The sequence below is a fragment of the Bacteroides sp. ET336 genome (genome assembly GCF_024733815.1).
In the GTDB taxonomy this organism is placed as follows: domain Bacteria; phylum Bacteroidota; class Bacteroidia; order Bacteroidales; family Bacteroidaceae; genus Phocaeicola; species Phocaeicola cellulolyticus.
The window spans coordinates 34264-50653 of the sequence record NZ_JANRHK010000020.1 but is presented as its reverse complement, the minus strand read 5'-3'; the positions used below and the strand labels follow the sequence as shown (position 1 = coordinate 50653).

The window sequence follows — 16390 nt, the reverse complement described above, 5'->3', positions numbered from 1 at the left end:
AGTTAGCGGAAATACGGTACAAAAGTTGTAATGAAAGGTAAAGTATCGTAGGAGATGTGAAGAATTGGTTGAGCTTTTCATAGAAAATAAAAATGTTAGGTATATAAATTTAAAACTTCGAACTTCACGTCAGTTTAAAAAAACATTTGATGAAATTTGTTCTTTTTGAAATCTATATCCTTATGAAGGTGTAAAATATGTAGTGCTGAAATTAGTAAGTGACAATAAGGAATACCATATTGCTTATTTTGTCTCTTATTTCAATCATTGATCGAAGACGAAGTTTTTTCTCAATCGCTTTATATAATACTTTAAAATAAATATGATATCATTGTAAAACAGTATATAGGATGTTTTGTGCTTTTGATCGGATAGTCTGCCGCAGAAAAACTTGATATTAAGTCCTGTAATTCCTATTGGTAAGAAAAAGATTTGTTTTAGAAATAAATGGAGTTCTTATAGGGTATAGTAATGGCTGTTTTCATGCAGATATGGAAGCGGAAAGATGACGTTTTTTTAAAAAAATCCAAGAAATCTTTGGTGACAATATAGAATTCATATTGTATTTGAATGATATGTTTGTGTTGAAGCAAAACTTTGATGTATTAAAAGTCTTTTGATGTATTGTTGAAAACCTTTTAATTTATGAGGTATTTTTATAAAAAAAAATGTTGTTGCTATTTTTTTCTTGGGTTAAATTACTGATGTTTTCTGAAGGTATTTATTTTTGTTTTTATTAATTTGAAATTAAGATTGGTGTTGCAGGGATTCTGTTGAGTAAATGTATATTGTTATTGTAGATTATTTTTTTACTTGATTTGTATAACTTTTAATTCTGTAGTATAGAGAGAAATGAGTAAGATAACATTATCGGAAGTTTGTTCAGAAATGAACTTTGGAACTTTCTATGCAGCTTATTATGCACGTTTTATACGTTATGCCTATTATTATGTGAATGATTCTTCTACATCCGAAGATATCGTTCACGATGCTTTGCTTTATTTTTGGGAGAATAGGCGTAGTATTCCTAAAGATACGGATGTGATAGGCTATATCTTGCTATCTGTTAAAAATAAATGTTTGAACTATCTAAAGCATCTGTCTGTTGAACAAGAGTATAGTAAACAATGCACCAATTTGCAAGAATGGGAAATTGTTACTCGTATTCAGACATTAGAAGACGACAGTTATGGTTCAATTTTCTTGGAGGATGTTCAAAAAATTTTGAGACAGGCATTGGCTAAGTTGCCTGATAAGACCAGGGAAATCTTCATACTCAACCGTTTGAAGAATAAATCTCGAAAAGAAATTGCAAGTATATTAGGTGTATCTCAACAAAAAGTGGACTATCATATTAATAAGGCCATCAATTTACTATCTTGTGAACTGAAAGATTATTTGCCGTTGATTGTATTTATGTTATATGACTGTTAATTAGAGAGTTGTAAATTTATATTTACCTTTTAGCTTTAATTATTGTTTGTTGTAAAATTTCTATATCATACTTTGCTAAAGCAAAAGAATGTAAAAAAAGATAAAAAATAAGTCCTCTATTTGGGATTTATTAAAGTAAAGTTGCTCTAATAATAAAGCCCCCCAAAAAAGATGAATATGGAAAGAGACATATTATACCGCTATTTTGAAGGAATAGCCACTGAAGAAGAAAAGGATTCTATCCATCAGTGGATTGAAGAAAGCACAGATAACCGAAAGTTGTTTATACGGGAACGAATTCGTTTTGATGCTACATTGCTGACAGACGAGAAATCTATCGTAGCATCTTCGAAGCGTATTCATTTATCTTTATGGATGGTTAATACAATTAAGATTGCCGCATCTGTACTTGTTTTGATAGGCTGTTTGCATATTTTTAAATTGTATGAATTTGGCAGACAATCTGAAAAAACACAAATGGTTTATGTACCGGCTGGCAATCGAAGCAAATTGTTGTTGCCAGATGGAACTATTATATGGTTGAATTCTAATACTCGCCTTCAGTATCCTTTGCTTTTTGCAAATGGCAAGAGAGAAATAATGCTGGATGGAGAAGCCTATTTAAAAGTTGCAAAAAGTAAGGAGCCTTTTATTGTCAAGACCAATAAATATAATGTTCAGGTATTAGGAACTACGTTTAGTGTTACAGCTTATGCTGCAGATTCAGTTTTTCAAACAAGTCTCTACGAGGGACGAATTAAAGTTTTTGATAATAATATGGCATCAGTATATTTGTCTCCTGGTGAGACTGCATATTCCCAAGATGGTTCATTGCATGTTACTAATATGACAGATTCGGATGAATATCGTTGGACAGATGGATTGATATGTGTAACAGATAAGCAATTCTCTGAAATAATTAAGATATTCGAACGGACTTTTGATATACAGATTGTAATGAACGATTCATTACTTAGTAAACTAAGATATAATGGTAAATTCCGTATATTAGATGGAGTAGAACATGCTTTGAAGGTGTTGCAAAATGATTATCCATTTGTTTACCGAAGAAATATAGATGATAATGTGATTTATATTGAAACCAAGAAATGATATCTTTTCTTATGATTGTTAAACCCATAATATAATTGCCTATGAAATAATGAAAAAGAAAATTTAAATGAAAAACAAAGTCGGCAGATGCTGCAACATCTACCGACATATAAAACATTAGATAATGCTAATCTTAGCATCAAATTAATAATAACAACAAATATATGAAAGACATAGATTTTAGTGAATACTTTTTTAAAAAAGAATGCTTTTTTAACAGATTTAGGCACTCTTTTTCGATTGCCATGTGTTTTTTGTTGCCTTCACATATGGTATATGCAGAGAGCTTACAAGATTTCAGGATTGAAATTAATAAAAAGAATTTAAAATTATCTCAGTTAATTAAGACGGTAGAGAATCAAACAGATTATTTGTTCGTTTCCAATAATTCTATCGATTTGAATAAGACTGTAAGTTTGCAGAATGATAAAGGATCCGTGAAGGAGATACTGAATGATGCTTTGGAGGAATTAGGTTTAACCTATCGTATGGAAGGGATAAATATTATATTGATTCCGAATAAACAAACTGAGTCTACAGACCATAAGAAGATAAATGGTACTGTAGTAGACCGTAATGGAGAATCTATCATTGGTGCTAATGTAGTAGTAAAAGGTAATGGAAGTATCGGAACCATTACGGATATGAATGGTAATTTTCAGCTTGATGTTCCTGAAAAATCTGTGCTTACTATTACTTATGTTGGTTATATCCCATATGAGGTAAAGGTTGATAAAGTTTCCAATCTAAAAGTTATATTACGAGAAGATTCTAAAAGTTTGGATGAAGTAGTTGTAATCGGTTACGGTACACAGAAGAAAAGTGATATCACAGGTGCTATTACCCAGGTGAAAGCGGATGATTTGCCCTTGACTGGTAATGTTTCTTTGGGACAAATGCTTTCCGGTAAGGCTCCTGGTATGCAAATTACACTTAATAATGCTCAACCGGGTGGAGCTGTTACTGTACAAATCCGTGGTAATGCAGCTGGAGGTGCAGGTAATCCCGGACCTTTGTATGTTATTGATGGCTATCCTATGAATGTGGATAATATGGAACCAGGAGGTGGTAAGTACGATGGCGGTAGTAAATCTCCATTGAATAATTTGAATCCTGCCGATATTGAGTCAATAGAGGTTTTAAAAGATGCTGCAGCTACTTCTATTTATGGTGCACGTGCTGCTAATGGTGTCGTATTGATTACTACAAAACGAGGAAAAGAAGGTTCTACACCTGTAGTGAAATATTCAGGTTCTGTTTCTCTATCCAAAAGAGCTAAGCATGAAGAAATGCTGGACGCAGCTGGTTTTATGACGGAACACAATCGAATTGGCTATGAAAACTGGTTAGCTAATAATAAAATTTACCCATACGGTTCTACAGATCCCAATAGTGTAGCTCCTTATGAGAATAAGTATTCTAGTGAAGATATAGCTAATGCTCAGACTACTGACTGGCTTGGAGCAGTAGAGAGAGATGCTATTATGACTCAACATAATGTTTCACTAACAGGTGGTACTGATAAGACTTCTTATTATGTATCAGGTAGTTATTTAAATCAGGAAGGAGTTATCAAAAGTACGGGTATAGAACGTTATTCCGGACGTTTCAATTTCGACCAAACATTTAATAAATATATTAAGGCTGGAGTTAATTTCAGTATTAGTCAAAGTACTAATGATAATGCCCCATTAACAACAAGTCAAAATGAAAATGCTGGTATTATTCGTGCGGCGATGACTGCAAATCCTACCTTACCGATTTATGATGAAAACGGTGATTATTTGATAGATCCTCAGCAGCCGTTCCTGCCTAATCCAGTATCTTTACTGGAAGTGGATGATGAAAGTCATAATTTAGAGTTGCTTGGTAATTTTTACCTGCAGGTTACTCCGATAGAGGGGCTGAATATCCGTATGAATGCTGGTTTTCAAAAAGATAAAGGAGAGCGTAATACCTATATGCCTAAAACTACACTTTATGGTTTTAAGGAAGATGGTAGAGCTACTCGTTCCTTTATCAACCGAAACAATAATGTATTCGATATTACTGCGACTTATGACAAAACATTTGCGGAGAAACATTCATTTACAGTGATGGGAGGTTATTCTTATCAAAAGTTTTTCACAGATGGACTAGATGCTTCTAATAGTAAATTCTTGACTGATATCTTCAAGTGGTATAATATGGGGGCTGGCGAATCAGCCAAACCTACTGTCGGATCTTATGGTAATGAGGAAGTTCTGGGTTCTGTGTTTGCACGTTTGAACTACAACTATGATAATCGCTATCTGATTGCAGCTACATTTCGTGGTGATGCTTCTTCCAAATTTGCAGAAAACAATAAATGGGGATTTTTCCCATCAGTTGCTTTGGCATGGCGTGTCAACAATGAAGCTTTTATGCAAGATCAAGATATAGTGTCTGATTTTAAACTGCGTGTCAGCTTCGGTCAGACTGGTAATGCGAATATTGGTAGTAATGCCTTGGCTTTATATGATACAGGGCGTAACTATACGTTTGGAGATCAGGTTGCTACTGGTGTAACACAGACTCAATTGGCTAATCCTAACTTGAAGTGGGAAACTACCACCGAATTTAACTTTGGTGTTGATTTTGGTTTCTTCAATAATCGCATTGTGGGTTCCATGGAATATTTTACCCGTAGGGTGTCTGATTTATTGGATACCAAGAAGCTAATGTCTTATAACCCGATCAATACCATTGTTGCTAATATTGGTGTGAAAGGAAGTAAAGGTTTCGAATTGGGTTTGACTACCCGTAATCTGATTGGAGAGTTTCAGTGGACTACAGACTATGTTTTCTCCTTTTATCGTGATCGTTGGGTAGAAAGAAGTCCACAATGGAAGAAGGCTATTTATGAGAATGAACATGATATGCTGAATGCACGTTACCTAATGCTCTCTGACGGACTTGTACAACCTGAGGATATGAATCCTGACGGAACTTGTAAAATACCTCATATGCCAAATGCAAAGCCTGGTATGATTAAGTATAAAGATTTGCATGGACGTGATGAAAACGGTAACCTGACTGATGGTCCGGATGGTAAGTTGGACGAGGCTGATATTGTATATATGGGCACAGCTACTTCCAAATTTTATGTAGGATTTGGTAATACTTTTACTTATAAAGGTTTTGATTTAAATATTTTCTTTTATGGCTACTTAGGTAGAAAGTTAGAAAATCCAGCATATCTTTCTTATTTGAAGGGGTCGAATGCTATTTTAAATGGTTCTAACATGTTAGCGGAAGTAACAAATCGTTGGGCGCATGACAATCCTAACGGGAAATTTCCTACATGTCTGAACAGCCCATATGATAACTTCAGCACGGACTTTTGGCTGGAGAACGCAAACTTCTTGCGTTGTAAGAACATAACACTAGGATATACTCTTCCTAAGTTAGGTAACTTCAGTAAGTTAGTGAAAAATTTGCGTTTATATGCTGATGTTCAAAATCCGTTTGTTATCACTAAGTATAGCGGCATCGATCCGGAGATGAACGGTCTTGCAGCTTATCCGACTCAAACAACAATGTCTTTTGGGGTAGATATAACTTTTTAATTAGATTTTAATATGAGACTTTTAAATAATATAAAACAGGTTACATTGGTAGCCTTGTTAGGAATAGGCATGGAATCTTGTTTGGATTTGGATCCTGTAATATATGATAAGATTATTCCTGAAAATTTTTATAAGACAGAGGCTGATGCCAAAGCTGCAGTAACAGGAATTTATAGTCCATTAGGTTCACCTGGTGATATTTATGGTGGTTGGACAGAAACATTTTGGATGATAAATAACTTGTGTGCAGATGACATGGGTACACAACGTGATGATTATGAGTTTATGGAGAAATTTCAATGGAATTCTACAACATATGCTGCATATAAATTCTATAATATGTTTGTAAAAGAAGTTCATCGGACTACTTTGGTCATAGACGATTTGCAGAAATCTCCGATAGCTGATGATGTTAAGAAACAATATATAGCAGAACTGCAGTGTATTCGTGGTCAATATCTCTTCTTCTTATATGATTTTTACGGGACTGCTAATGTGACTACTGATGCTGAAATTTTGCGTAATCCGGAAAATGAGATAATTTTGGAGCGCTTACCGAAAGATGAGTTTATTAAATTGATTGAAACTGATTTGAAAGCTGCTGCAGAGATTTTGCCGGTATCTTATGATGATTCTGAATACGGACGGCTCACTAAAGGAGCTGCCTATACCATTTTAGAAAAACTTTATATGCAGGAAAAGCGTTGGGCAGATGCTGAAACTTATTGCCGAAAGATTCAAGGATTGGGATACGAATTACAGCCTACTTATTCATCTGTATTTAGCATTGAGAACGAACGTAATAATGAAATTATCTGGGCATTACCTTGTCAATCTGAGACAAATGGTAATGGGAATACCTGGACTACTCATGTGCTCCCTCCCGAACTTCCTTCTTTCTGGACGAATAGCAAAGTACAAAGATGGAATGTATATAATATGCCATGGAAATATTACGATCACCATTTTCAACAACCAGGAGATGAACGTGCAATGGCACCTTCACTTATTACAGAATTTGAATATATAAGCAATGGTGAAACGAAATTAGCAAGCCGTAACAATGGTTATCCCAATTTAGTAAAAGGAGCCTTGCCTGTCAAGTATCCTGAAGACCCGACACAAATTTCTGAGAAGGCAGGAAATGATGTAGTGGTATATCGTTACGCTGATGTATTGTTGGAGTTAGCCGAAGCTATAAACGAACAGAAGGGCCCTACACAGGAAGCTATTGGATTGGTAGAGTTGATTCGTGCCCGTGCTGGTATACCCAATACTATACCAACTACAGCTACGGCTAGTAAAGATAATTTCCGTGATTTTATATTGGATGAACGCGGCCGTGAATTATATTGTGAGGGACATCGTCGCCGTGATTTAATTAGACATGGAAAATGGATACAATCAGCAGTAGACCAAGGATATATTCCAGAAGGAAGAGAAGCTGATTATAAGCATATGGTACTCTTTCCTATTCCGCAAGAAGTAATAGATGAATCAAAAGGTAAAATTACGCAAAACGAAGGGTATTAGTATTATATATTAATCAGGTAGTCCCTATATTTCGTGGTATTTCCCTAAATATAGGGACTTCTATTTTAATCAGAACTTTTAATAATTATTTGAATATTCTAACTACATAATTTTGGAAGTAAAAAACAAACTATTATGATTTTTTTTAAGCGAATAAGTATTTCCCTGACAATTTTCGTCTTGTTGGGATTGTGTGCTTGTAGTTCAAGCGATGGAGTTTCACAGGAAGGAGATGTTTGGTTTATTGAAAATAGTCATTTGAAAGTAACCATTCAACCTACCGGGGTATTGAACGTGTATGATAAAAAAGGAAATCGGGAGTGGCAACAAGTAGCTTCAAAAGATAAAAAAATAGAGAATGTTAGTGAAGTAAGTACTGCTGATAAATGGGCGATAGCATTTGAAACGGAAGTTAATAATTATCCGTTCTTAATAAAACTGAGTCTTCCAAAAGCCTCTGCAGACTTGGAGATAGAAGCTGATATGGAAAATCATGATACTCCGATAGAGGATATTCCTTTTTTTGATCCGTTTTTGTTGGACTCGGAACATTGCTCCATAGCTGTAGCTGATTTCTGTAACGGGCATCTTTATCCAGCCGATCTTCACCCGTTTCCGTATAAGCGTTATACTACCGCTTTATTGGACATGCCTTGGATAGGTGTATGTGATGCAAAAGAAGGACATGGATATGAGATTATATTGGATACATCGGATGATGCATTCTTTGACATGATTCCCGTAAAGGTTGGAAAGCGTGAGATTGTTCTGCCCAAAGCGGGTTGGATATCCAGCAAAAAGCGTTTTGGATATGCACGCCGTCTTCTCTGTCATTTTGTTTCTGATGGCGGTTATGTAGCGTTGGCTAAATACTATCGAACTTATGCGCAAAAGCGCGGCTTGATTGTCCCTTTCTCTGAGAAAGTAAAGAAAAACCCAAATCTGACACGCCTTTTTGGGGCAGTGGATGTATGGGGGCAACAATCAGTAGAATTTGCCAAAGAAGCAAAGAAGGCAGGCGTGGAAAAAATGATTATGAATGGTAACTCTACACCTGAAGAATTAAAAAGTATCAATGAATTGGGTTATTTGACAAGTTGTTATGATGCATATCAGGATGTTTTTCAGGTAGAAGCTGATGGAAAAATTGATAGTGGACATGAATATTTGCCAGATAATATCGTATTGAAAGATGACAGTACTCGCATGTTAGCTTGGTGTACTTGGGATGGACATCAATCTATGAAACGTTGCCCAGTATTTTGGGAACGCACGGCTAAATTAGTGATTCCTGAAGTATTGTCTAAATATCCTTTCTTGTGTCGTTTCATAGATGTGACTACAGCCGAAGATTTGTACGAGTGTTACGATGAAAGGCATCCATTAACCCGTGCTGAAAAACGAGAGCTAGGTGTACGTCTTTTCGATTATATACGATCACAAGGTCTTGTAGTGGGCGGAGAACATGGACGTTGGTGGGCTGCTCCTGTTATAGATTACGTAGAAGGTATGATGAGTGGAGGAACAGATAATTACGCTTGGGATGCTCCTTATCTCCGTCCGCCTATGAATAAGGAGGGCAATAAATGGGAGCAGTATGAGACTTTGGGCATGAATCCCCAGTACCGTGTTCCTCTATGGGAACTTGTATTCCATGACTGCGTAGTATCCACTTGGTATTGGGGAGATGCTAATGATTTCTTAACATTGGCTGACCCGAAATTTACAGATATGAAGAATTGTTACAATATTTTGTATGGTACTATACCTTTGTTATGGGCGAACGAAGAAACTGGTGGTGCAGGACCTGCTAAACCTGGCTCTTGGGTGGCCAATCGTGAGCTTTTTTTGGAGACTTATCGTAACGTATGTAAACTGCATGAGGTGATTGCTGGACAGGAAATGACAGTTCATGAATTTCTGACTTTGGACGGAATGGTACAGCGAACTTGTTTTGCTGATGGTACAGAGGTTGTGGTCAATTTTGGAGAGTCTGTTTACGAAGCTACTGTAGGTGGAAAAAAATATCAACTGCCTCAGTATGGATTTGCAGTAAAAGGTCCTAAAATAGAACAATCACGTGCATTGATAGATGGACAAATTGTAACAAATATTCATACCAATACATACAACTTTCAAGATTTTAAACAATGTAACAACTAGGAGAAATGTTTTATAATAATAGATGAGATATATGAAATTTCAATTAGCTATTTGGGGATTTGTATGTTGTGTTTTGGCAGGGGGGGGCAACTTGCTCAAGGCTCAAAGTAATGTCGATTACGTCAATATGTTTATTGGTAGTACAGGTTCTCATAACACTGAATATGGAGGCACAACACCAGCAGTTAGCGAGCCTTTCGGAATGACACAATGGTGTGCAGCAACCCGTATAAACGGTATTTCACGTACTGCATATAATTACAATGATACTCATTTACTGGGATTTGTAGCTACACATCAACCTGCTATTTGGATGGGCGACTATGGTTTTTTCACCTTAATGCCACAAGTAGGAATATTGAATTTAGAACCAGAAAAACGAGCTGTAAAGATGGATCATGCACAAGAAATAGCTACACCATATTATTATAAGATAGGTTATAATGATGTGCAAGGTCATGCTTTGAAGACTGAGTTTACTGCTACATCCCGTTGCTCTTTTTTCCGCTTCAATTATCCCTCTACCGAGAAAGCTATTCTATTTTTGGAGGCTGGTCGGGAAAAAGAAGGGGGATCTATTGAAATCCTTCCGGACAAACAGGAGATTCGAATTTGTAACAAGGAGAGGCATGATAGTCATTTAGGTCCTCGCTTATATAATTTTAAAGGATGTTATGTTCTGAAATTCTCACGTCCATTCAGTCAGTATGGCACTTGGAATGAGGTTAAAGTATCCGAGATGCAGAGTAAGGAAGAGGGGGCACATGTCGGTGGATATATAGAATTTGAACTTGGTACAGAGGTTGTAGAAGTACGTATTGGTTCTTCTTTTATTGATTTTGAACAGGCTTCGGTCAATTTGGAAAAAGAAATTCCCGCATCTGTCAGTTTTGAACAAACTAAAAAGAAGGTGAAGGCGGCTTGGGAGTCCAATTTAGATAAGATACGAATTAAAGGAGCAACCGATGATGATGCAACGATTTTTTATACAGCATTTTTTCGCACTATGCAATATCCACGTGAATTTTCTGAGTACGGCCGCTACTACAGCCCGTTTGATGACAAAATTCACAAAGGTATTTCATACAATGCGTATTCATTGTGGGATACATTTCGTGCGCAGCACCCTTGGCTTCAATTGACACAGTCTCAACGGGTAGATGATATGATTACAGCGCTGATACAAATGTATAATGAAGGTGGCTGGCTACCTAAATGGCCTAATCCTTCTTACACAAACATCATGATTGGTACACATGCTGATGCTGTCATAGCCGATGCGTATGTCAACGGTTTTCGTAATTATGATGTAGAAAAAGCTTATGAAGCTATCCGCAAGGATGCTTTTCAAGCACCACGTGATGACTATCGTTGGGGAGACAGACATTATTGGAACGGTTCATACGAGGCTCGTGGAGGTCTGAAAGAGTATTTGGATTTAGGTTATGTTGCTGCAGACAAGACAACAGAGTCTGTATCACGCACATTGGAGTTTGCTATGGATGATTATTGTGTAGCCCAAATGGCAAAAAAACTGGGACATGAGGAAGATTATCATATCTTAATGAAACGCTCACGCAACTATTTGAATCTGTACAATCCACAGACCGGTTTTTTTCAAGCACGACATAGTAATGGTAGCTGGGCAGATATAGAAGAGGGATTTACTGAAGGTGGACGCTGGACATACCGTTTCTGCGTTATGCAAAATATACCTGATCTGATTCATCTTCTGGGTGGGGAGGATGTATTTTGTAAGGAGCTAGACAAAAACTTTGATGAAGGGCATTATCGTCATGATAATGAACCCGGACATCATTTCGCTTACTTATATGATTGTTGTGGCAAGCTTGATAAAGTGCAGAACCGTATTCCAATGATAATAAAACAACATTACAAGAATAAGCCTGACGGGTTGTCTGGTAATGACGATTGTGGACAAATGTCAGCTTGGTACCTATTCAGTTCATTGGGCTTTTATCCGCTTACTCCGGCATCAGGTGAGTATGCATTGGGTATACCTCATTTTAAAGAGATAATCCTGCAGCTACGAGATGGTAAGAAATTGTTAATCAAAGCTCCAGAATTGAATAAAAAAGATTACTTATTGCGAGTGTATTGGAATGGAAAACTTTTGGAAAAGCCTTTTATCCCTATACAAGATATTTTTAAAGGTGGAGTACTAGAGTTTTGTTCTGAATAATAATCAATTAAATATATTAAATAATGAGATATCACTTATTACTACTATTTCAGATATATATCTGTATTTTAGCATTTGTTGTAACAGGATGTTCCTCTTCCCCTGTATCGAATACGGTCAAATCTCCGGATGGAAAGTTAGAGTTTACTATTTATAAAAGTGAAAAAGGTGAACCTGTTTATGCTTTTAAAGCTAATAATAAACAGTTGATTAACAATTCATCATTGGGTATTAAATTTAAGAATAACAATGTTTTAACAATTACTGAATGTAGTATTGAAGAGACTAATGAACGTCAAGTACGGGATATTTGGAAACCAGTATGGGGAAAGAGAGCTATAGTAAATGATCATTTTAATGAAAAGACTTTCACGATAAGTAGTACGGCCGTGGATGGCTTGGAGAAACTTCTTGTAGTGGTTCGTGTTTACAATGATGGAGTTGCTTTTCGTTATGAGATTCCTACCGGGAATAGTAAACTAGAAAGAGAGCCTATGGAATGTACTACATATAACTTTGCTGATGATTATACTGCATGGAGCTATAATGGCGAAGAACATAATATTGGTCCTGAAAAGCTTACAGATAGTAACGGTGAGAGACTTCCGGTTGTTACAATTAAAGCTGATGACCATAATTATATGGCTCTTCATGAGGCTTATTTGCAAGAAGGAGAACCGTTGCGTTTATTCTCGAAAAAGGGTGAGATAGCCTATTCTGTAATATCTACACCAGGAAAGTTACATCCAAATTATAGTTCAGCATGGCGTGTCATCATGTATGGCACCACTCCTGGTACATTGGTAGATTCTCATCTTGTAGAGTTACTTAATCCTGAACCAAATCCTAAATATGATTTCTCATGGGTAAAACCAGGTATTGCTTTATGGGATTGGCGGATGAATGGTGCAGAAATAGATGGGTTTAGATATGAGATGTCTTATCCTTCTTGGGTTCGTGCTGTGGACTTTGCGGCTGAACAAGGATTTGCCTATCTTGTATTGGATGCTAACTGGTATGGTCCTGAATTTGCCACAGATTCTGATCCGATTAATGGTGATAAGGCGAATGATGTACGTAGGCTTATAGAATATGGTAAACAAAAGGGTGTAGGTATTTGGTTGTATTTAAATGATGTTGGAGGAAAACAATATCCGATTGAAGAAACTTTGAAACAATATAGTGAATGGGGAGCTGTCGGTGTAAAATATGGTTTTATGACCGGTACTCAAGAAGAAAAAAATAAATGGACACAAACTGTAACGCGTCTGTGTGCCGAGAATCATTTATTAGTAGACTATCACGATAATCCAGTTCACCCTTATGGACAAATGCGAACATGGCCTAATGCTGTTACCAGAGAATATTGTCATGCGCAATTGGACGGTTATCATGTGTTTGTTCCGGAAACTTTCTGTACTTCCGTATTTGTGAATATGCTAGCAGGTCCTCTGGATATGAACAACGGTATGTTTGATTTACGCCCGGGAAAAACGACTCGTGTAGATTGTAACTTGCCTGTTCCTTCAACTGTAACATCTGAGGCGGCTAGAACATTGATTACCTTCTCAGGTGTAACCATTCTTCCAGATATACCTGAATATTATAAGAAATATCCCGAGTTACTTCGCTTTATCAGTGCACAGAAGATGCCCTGGGTAGAAAGTAAGACTTTGGCTGGCGAAATTGGAGAATATATTGTTATGATGCGTCAAACCCAAGAAGCTTGGCTAATAGGTGCAGTTACCAATGAATTGGCACGCACAGTGGAAATTCCTTTGTCTTTCTTACCTAAAGGAAAATTTATTGCGCAGATAACCAAAGATGGTGAAGATGCACACTATTTTGTTAATCGTGAATCTTACCAATCCGTTGAAGAAAGTGTGGATTGTAACACTGTGCTAAAACTAGAGCTTGCAGCAGGAGGTGGAGCTTGTGTGCTGATTCAAGAAAAATGATAAAAGGTATCACAATTTGTCTTTGATTAGAATGTTAATGAGGATATACAACAAAAAGTGGAAAGTAATCTTGTTCTGGACAGGAGTCTTGTGTTATGCTTGTTGCGGAACAGATAATGACAAGGAACTGGCCGAGTATGTAAATCCTTTTATTGGGGCTAGTACGAATACCGAAGCTGCGGGAGCCTTTCATGGATTAGGGAAAACCTTTCCTGGGGCGACTTATCCGTTTGGTGCGGTACAAATAAGCCCCAATACAATTACGGGAGGAGACAATGGTTCAGGATATAGCTATGAACATCAAACTATTGAAGGATTTGCTTTTACCCAAATGAGTGGTGTGGGATGGTATGGAGACCTTGGTAATTTGTTAGTAATGCCAACGGTAGGTAAAATGTATACTAATTCTGGAAAAGAGAATGGAGTGAAGGGTTATCGCACTCGGTATGATAAGGCATCCGAGAAGGCTTCTGCTGGTTATTATAGTGTATATTTGCCCGATTATGGTGTACAAACAGAGGCTACGGTTATGGAGCATAGTGGTATGCTACGTTTTACTTATCCGAAGAGTAAGGAATCTCGAATACAGATAGACTTGGCTCGTCGTGTTGGTGGCACGTCTACCTTCCAATTTGTAAAGGTGGTTGATGAGTACACAATCGAAGGTCGTATGGAATGTACACCAGAAGGTGGTGGTTGGGGAAACGGGGATGGCAATGCCAGATATACAGTCTATTTCCATGCTCAGTTTTCAAAGCCATTGACAGATTATGGATTTTGGAATGTTGAAATTCCTGAAGGAATTTCGCGCAAACGTGAATTTGTAGAAAGTGCTCAATTTCAAAAACTTACATCCCAAGCGCAGATCATACAAGATAAAAAAGAATTCCAAGGAAAGCACATCGGATTCTTTGCTAACTTTGAGACAAAGGAAAATGAGCAGATTTTGTTTAAATCGGGGATTTCTTTCGTCAGTATAGAAGGGGCACGTAAAAATCTAGAGCAAGAAATTGCGGACTGGAATTTTGATGTCGTAAAGGAGGTTACTAAAAAGCAATGGAATGATATGCTGGCAACTATCCGAGTAAAAGGTGGTACGGAAGAACAAAAGCGTATCTTTTATACAGCTCTATATCATACAATGATTGATCCTAGAAATTTTACAGATGTAGACGGACATTATATTGGAGGAGATGGAAAGATACATACATCGATTGGCTTTACTAAACGGACCGTGTTTAGCGGTTGGGATGTATTTCGCAGTCAAATGCCTTTACAAAGCATCATTAATCCCGAAGTGGTTAATGACCTGCTGATGTCTTTGACGACCTTAGCTGAAGAAAGTGGTAATCACTATTATGAGCGCTTTGAGCTCCTGAATGCATATAGTGGGTGTATGTTGGGTAATCCTGCGCTTTCAGTATTGGCCGATGCGTGGGTAAAGGGTATATTTAAAGGAGATAAGGAAAAGGCTTATACCTACGCTGACAATACAGCACACCTTTTTGGCAATACTGAGCGAGGCTATACCCCTTATAGTATTTCAAAAACCTTAGAGTATGCTTATACGGAATGGTGTATGGCACGTATGGCCATAGATTTAGGCAAAACAGAGGATATGGTTAAGTATTTGAAACTTTCCCGTTCCTATAAGAATTTGTACGATAAGGAAAAACATGCCTTCCGTCCGAGAAAAGAAGACGGTTCGTTTATAAAATGGCCCCAAAGAGGAAAATTGCAGGAAGGGTATGGTTGTACTGAGTGCAATGAACTGCAACAAGGTTGGTTTGTACCGCACGACATAGAAGGTATGGTAGAGTTGATGGGAGGTATTCAACAAACTGTAGCTGATCTTGATAGCATGTTTGCCCATACACCTCACAATTTTTTGTGGAATGTATATTACAATCATGCCAACGAACCAGTTCATCATGTTCCTTTTTTATATAATAGATTGGGAGAACCTTGGAAAACACAATATTGGTCTAGGTTTATTTGCGAACATGCTTACCATGATAAAGTGGAGGGATTGGTAGGTAACGAAGATGCCGGACAAATGTCTGCATGGTATGTATTATCGGCATGTGGTTTGTATCCTATTTGTCCTGGAGATACTCGTTATGAGATAACTTCTCCGTTGTTTAACGAGATAACAATTAAGTTAGGAAATAACAAAACATTTGTCATCAAAGCACACAATAATTCAACCTCTAATATTTATATACAGTCTGCTCGTTTGAATGGAAAGGAATACTCTCAATGTTACTTGGATTATCAAGATATTATGAATGGAGGAGTATTGGTATTGGAAATGGGAGATACTCCTAATATGCATTGGGGTGTCTAGAGTTGTATTTCTGATGTATGAGGGTGTAACGAAGGATCTCTTTTCTTGTATT

Annotated in this window: 8 protein-coding genes; all 8 read left to right on the top strand. The window is 37.0% G+C overall.

Translation table 11 applies throughout. From position 1 onward, the window contains the following. The first annotated feature begins 852 nt into the window (after positions 1-852). Positions 853-1434, top strand: a complete 582-nt coding sequence (locus NW213_RS14380) for an RNA polymerase sigma-70 factor (protein WP_258323200.1) — start codon at positions 853-855, stop codon at positions 1432-1434. Between the two features lie 177 nt (positions 1435-1611). After that, positions 1612-2547, top strand: coding sequence for a FecR family protein (locus NW213_RS14375; protein WP_258323199.1), 936 nt, complete (start codon positions 1612-1614; stop codon positions 2545-2547). A 164-nt stretch (positions 2548-2711) separates the two neighbouring features. After that, a complete protein-coding gene (locus NW213_RS14370) occupies positions 2712-6134 on the top strand; it encodes a TonB-dependent receptor (RefSeq protein ID WP_258323198.1) in 3423 nt (1140 codons plus the stop codon). Positions 6135-6146: 12 nt separating this feature from the next. Next, the gene (locus tag NW213_RS14365; RefSeq protein ID WP_258323197.1) at positions 6147-7667 is read left to right on the top strand and encodes a RagB/SusD family nutrient uptake outer membrane protein; all 1521 of its coding nucleotides are present in this window, start codon (positions 6147-6149) and stop codon (positions 7665-7667) included. Positions 7668-7802: 135 nt separating this feature from the next. Further along, positions 7803-9830 (top strand): glycoside hydrolase, encoded by a 2028-nt coding sequence (locus tag NW213_RS14360; RefSeq protein WP_258323196.1) that lies wholly within the window; start codon positions 7803-7805, stop codon positions 9828-9830. A gap of 31 nt (positions 9831-9861) precedes the next feature. Then, positions 9862-12033, top strand: coding sequence for a GH92 family glycosyl hydrolase (locus tag NW213_RS14355; protein ID WP_258323195.1), 2172 nt, complete (start codon positions 9862-9864; stop codon positions 12031-12033). Between the two features lie 23 nt (positions 12034-12056). Further along, positions 12057-13991, top strand: coding sequence for a glycoside hydrolase family 97 protein (locus NW213_RS14350; RefSeq protein ID WP_258323194.1), 1935 nt, complete (start codon positions 12057-12059; stop codon positions 13989-13991). A gap of 37 nt (positions 13992-14028) precedes the next feature. Continuing rightward, entirely contained in the window at positions 14029-16338 is a 2310-nt protein-coding gene (locus NW213_RS14345; RefSeq protein ID WP_258323193.1) for a GH92 family glycosyl hydrolase, read from the top strand. Positions 16339-16390: the final 52 nt, after the last annotated feature.

Bases quoted from the DNA above. Each gene is read 5' to 3' on its own strand.
- NW213_RS14345 (WP_258323193.1), top strand. From the start codon at position 14,029: ATGAGGATATACAACAAAAAGTGGAAAGTAATCTTGTTCTGGACAGGA.
- NW213_RS14380 (WP_258323200.1), top strand. From the start codon at position 853: ATGAGTAAGATAACATTATCGGAAGTTTGTTCAGAAATGAACTTTGGA.
- NW213_RS14360 (WP_258323196.1), top strand. From the start codon at position 7,803: ATGATTTTTTTTAAGCGAATAAGTATTTCCCTGACAATTTTCGTCTTG.
- NW213_RS14370 (WP_258323198.1), top strand. From the start codon at position 2,712: ATGAAAGACATAGATTTTAGTGAATACTTTTTTAAAAAAGAATGCTTT.
- NW213_RS14375 (WP_258323199.1), top strand. From the start codon at position 1,612: ATGGAAAGAGACATATTATACCGCTATTTTGAAGGAATAGCCACTGAA.
- NW213_RS14365 (WP_258323197.1), top strand. From the start codon at position 6,147: ATGAGACTTTTAAATAATATAAAACAGGTTACATTGGTAGCCTTGTTA.
- NW213_RS14350 (WP_258323194.1), top strand. From the start codon at position 12,057: ATGAGATATCACTTATTACTACTATTTCAGATATATATCTGTATTTTA.
- NW213_RS14355 (WP_258323195.1), top strand. From the start codon at position 9,862: ATGAAATTTCAATTAGCTATTTGGGGATTTGTATGTTGTGTTTTGGCA.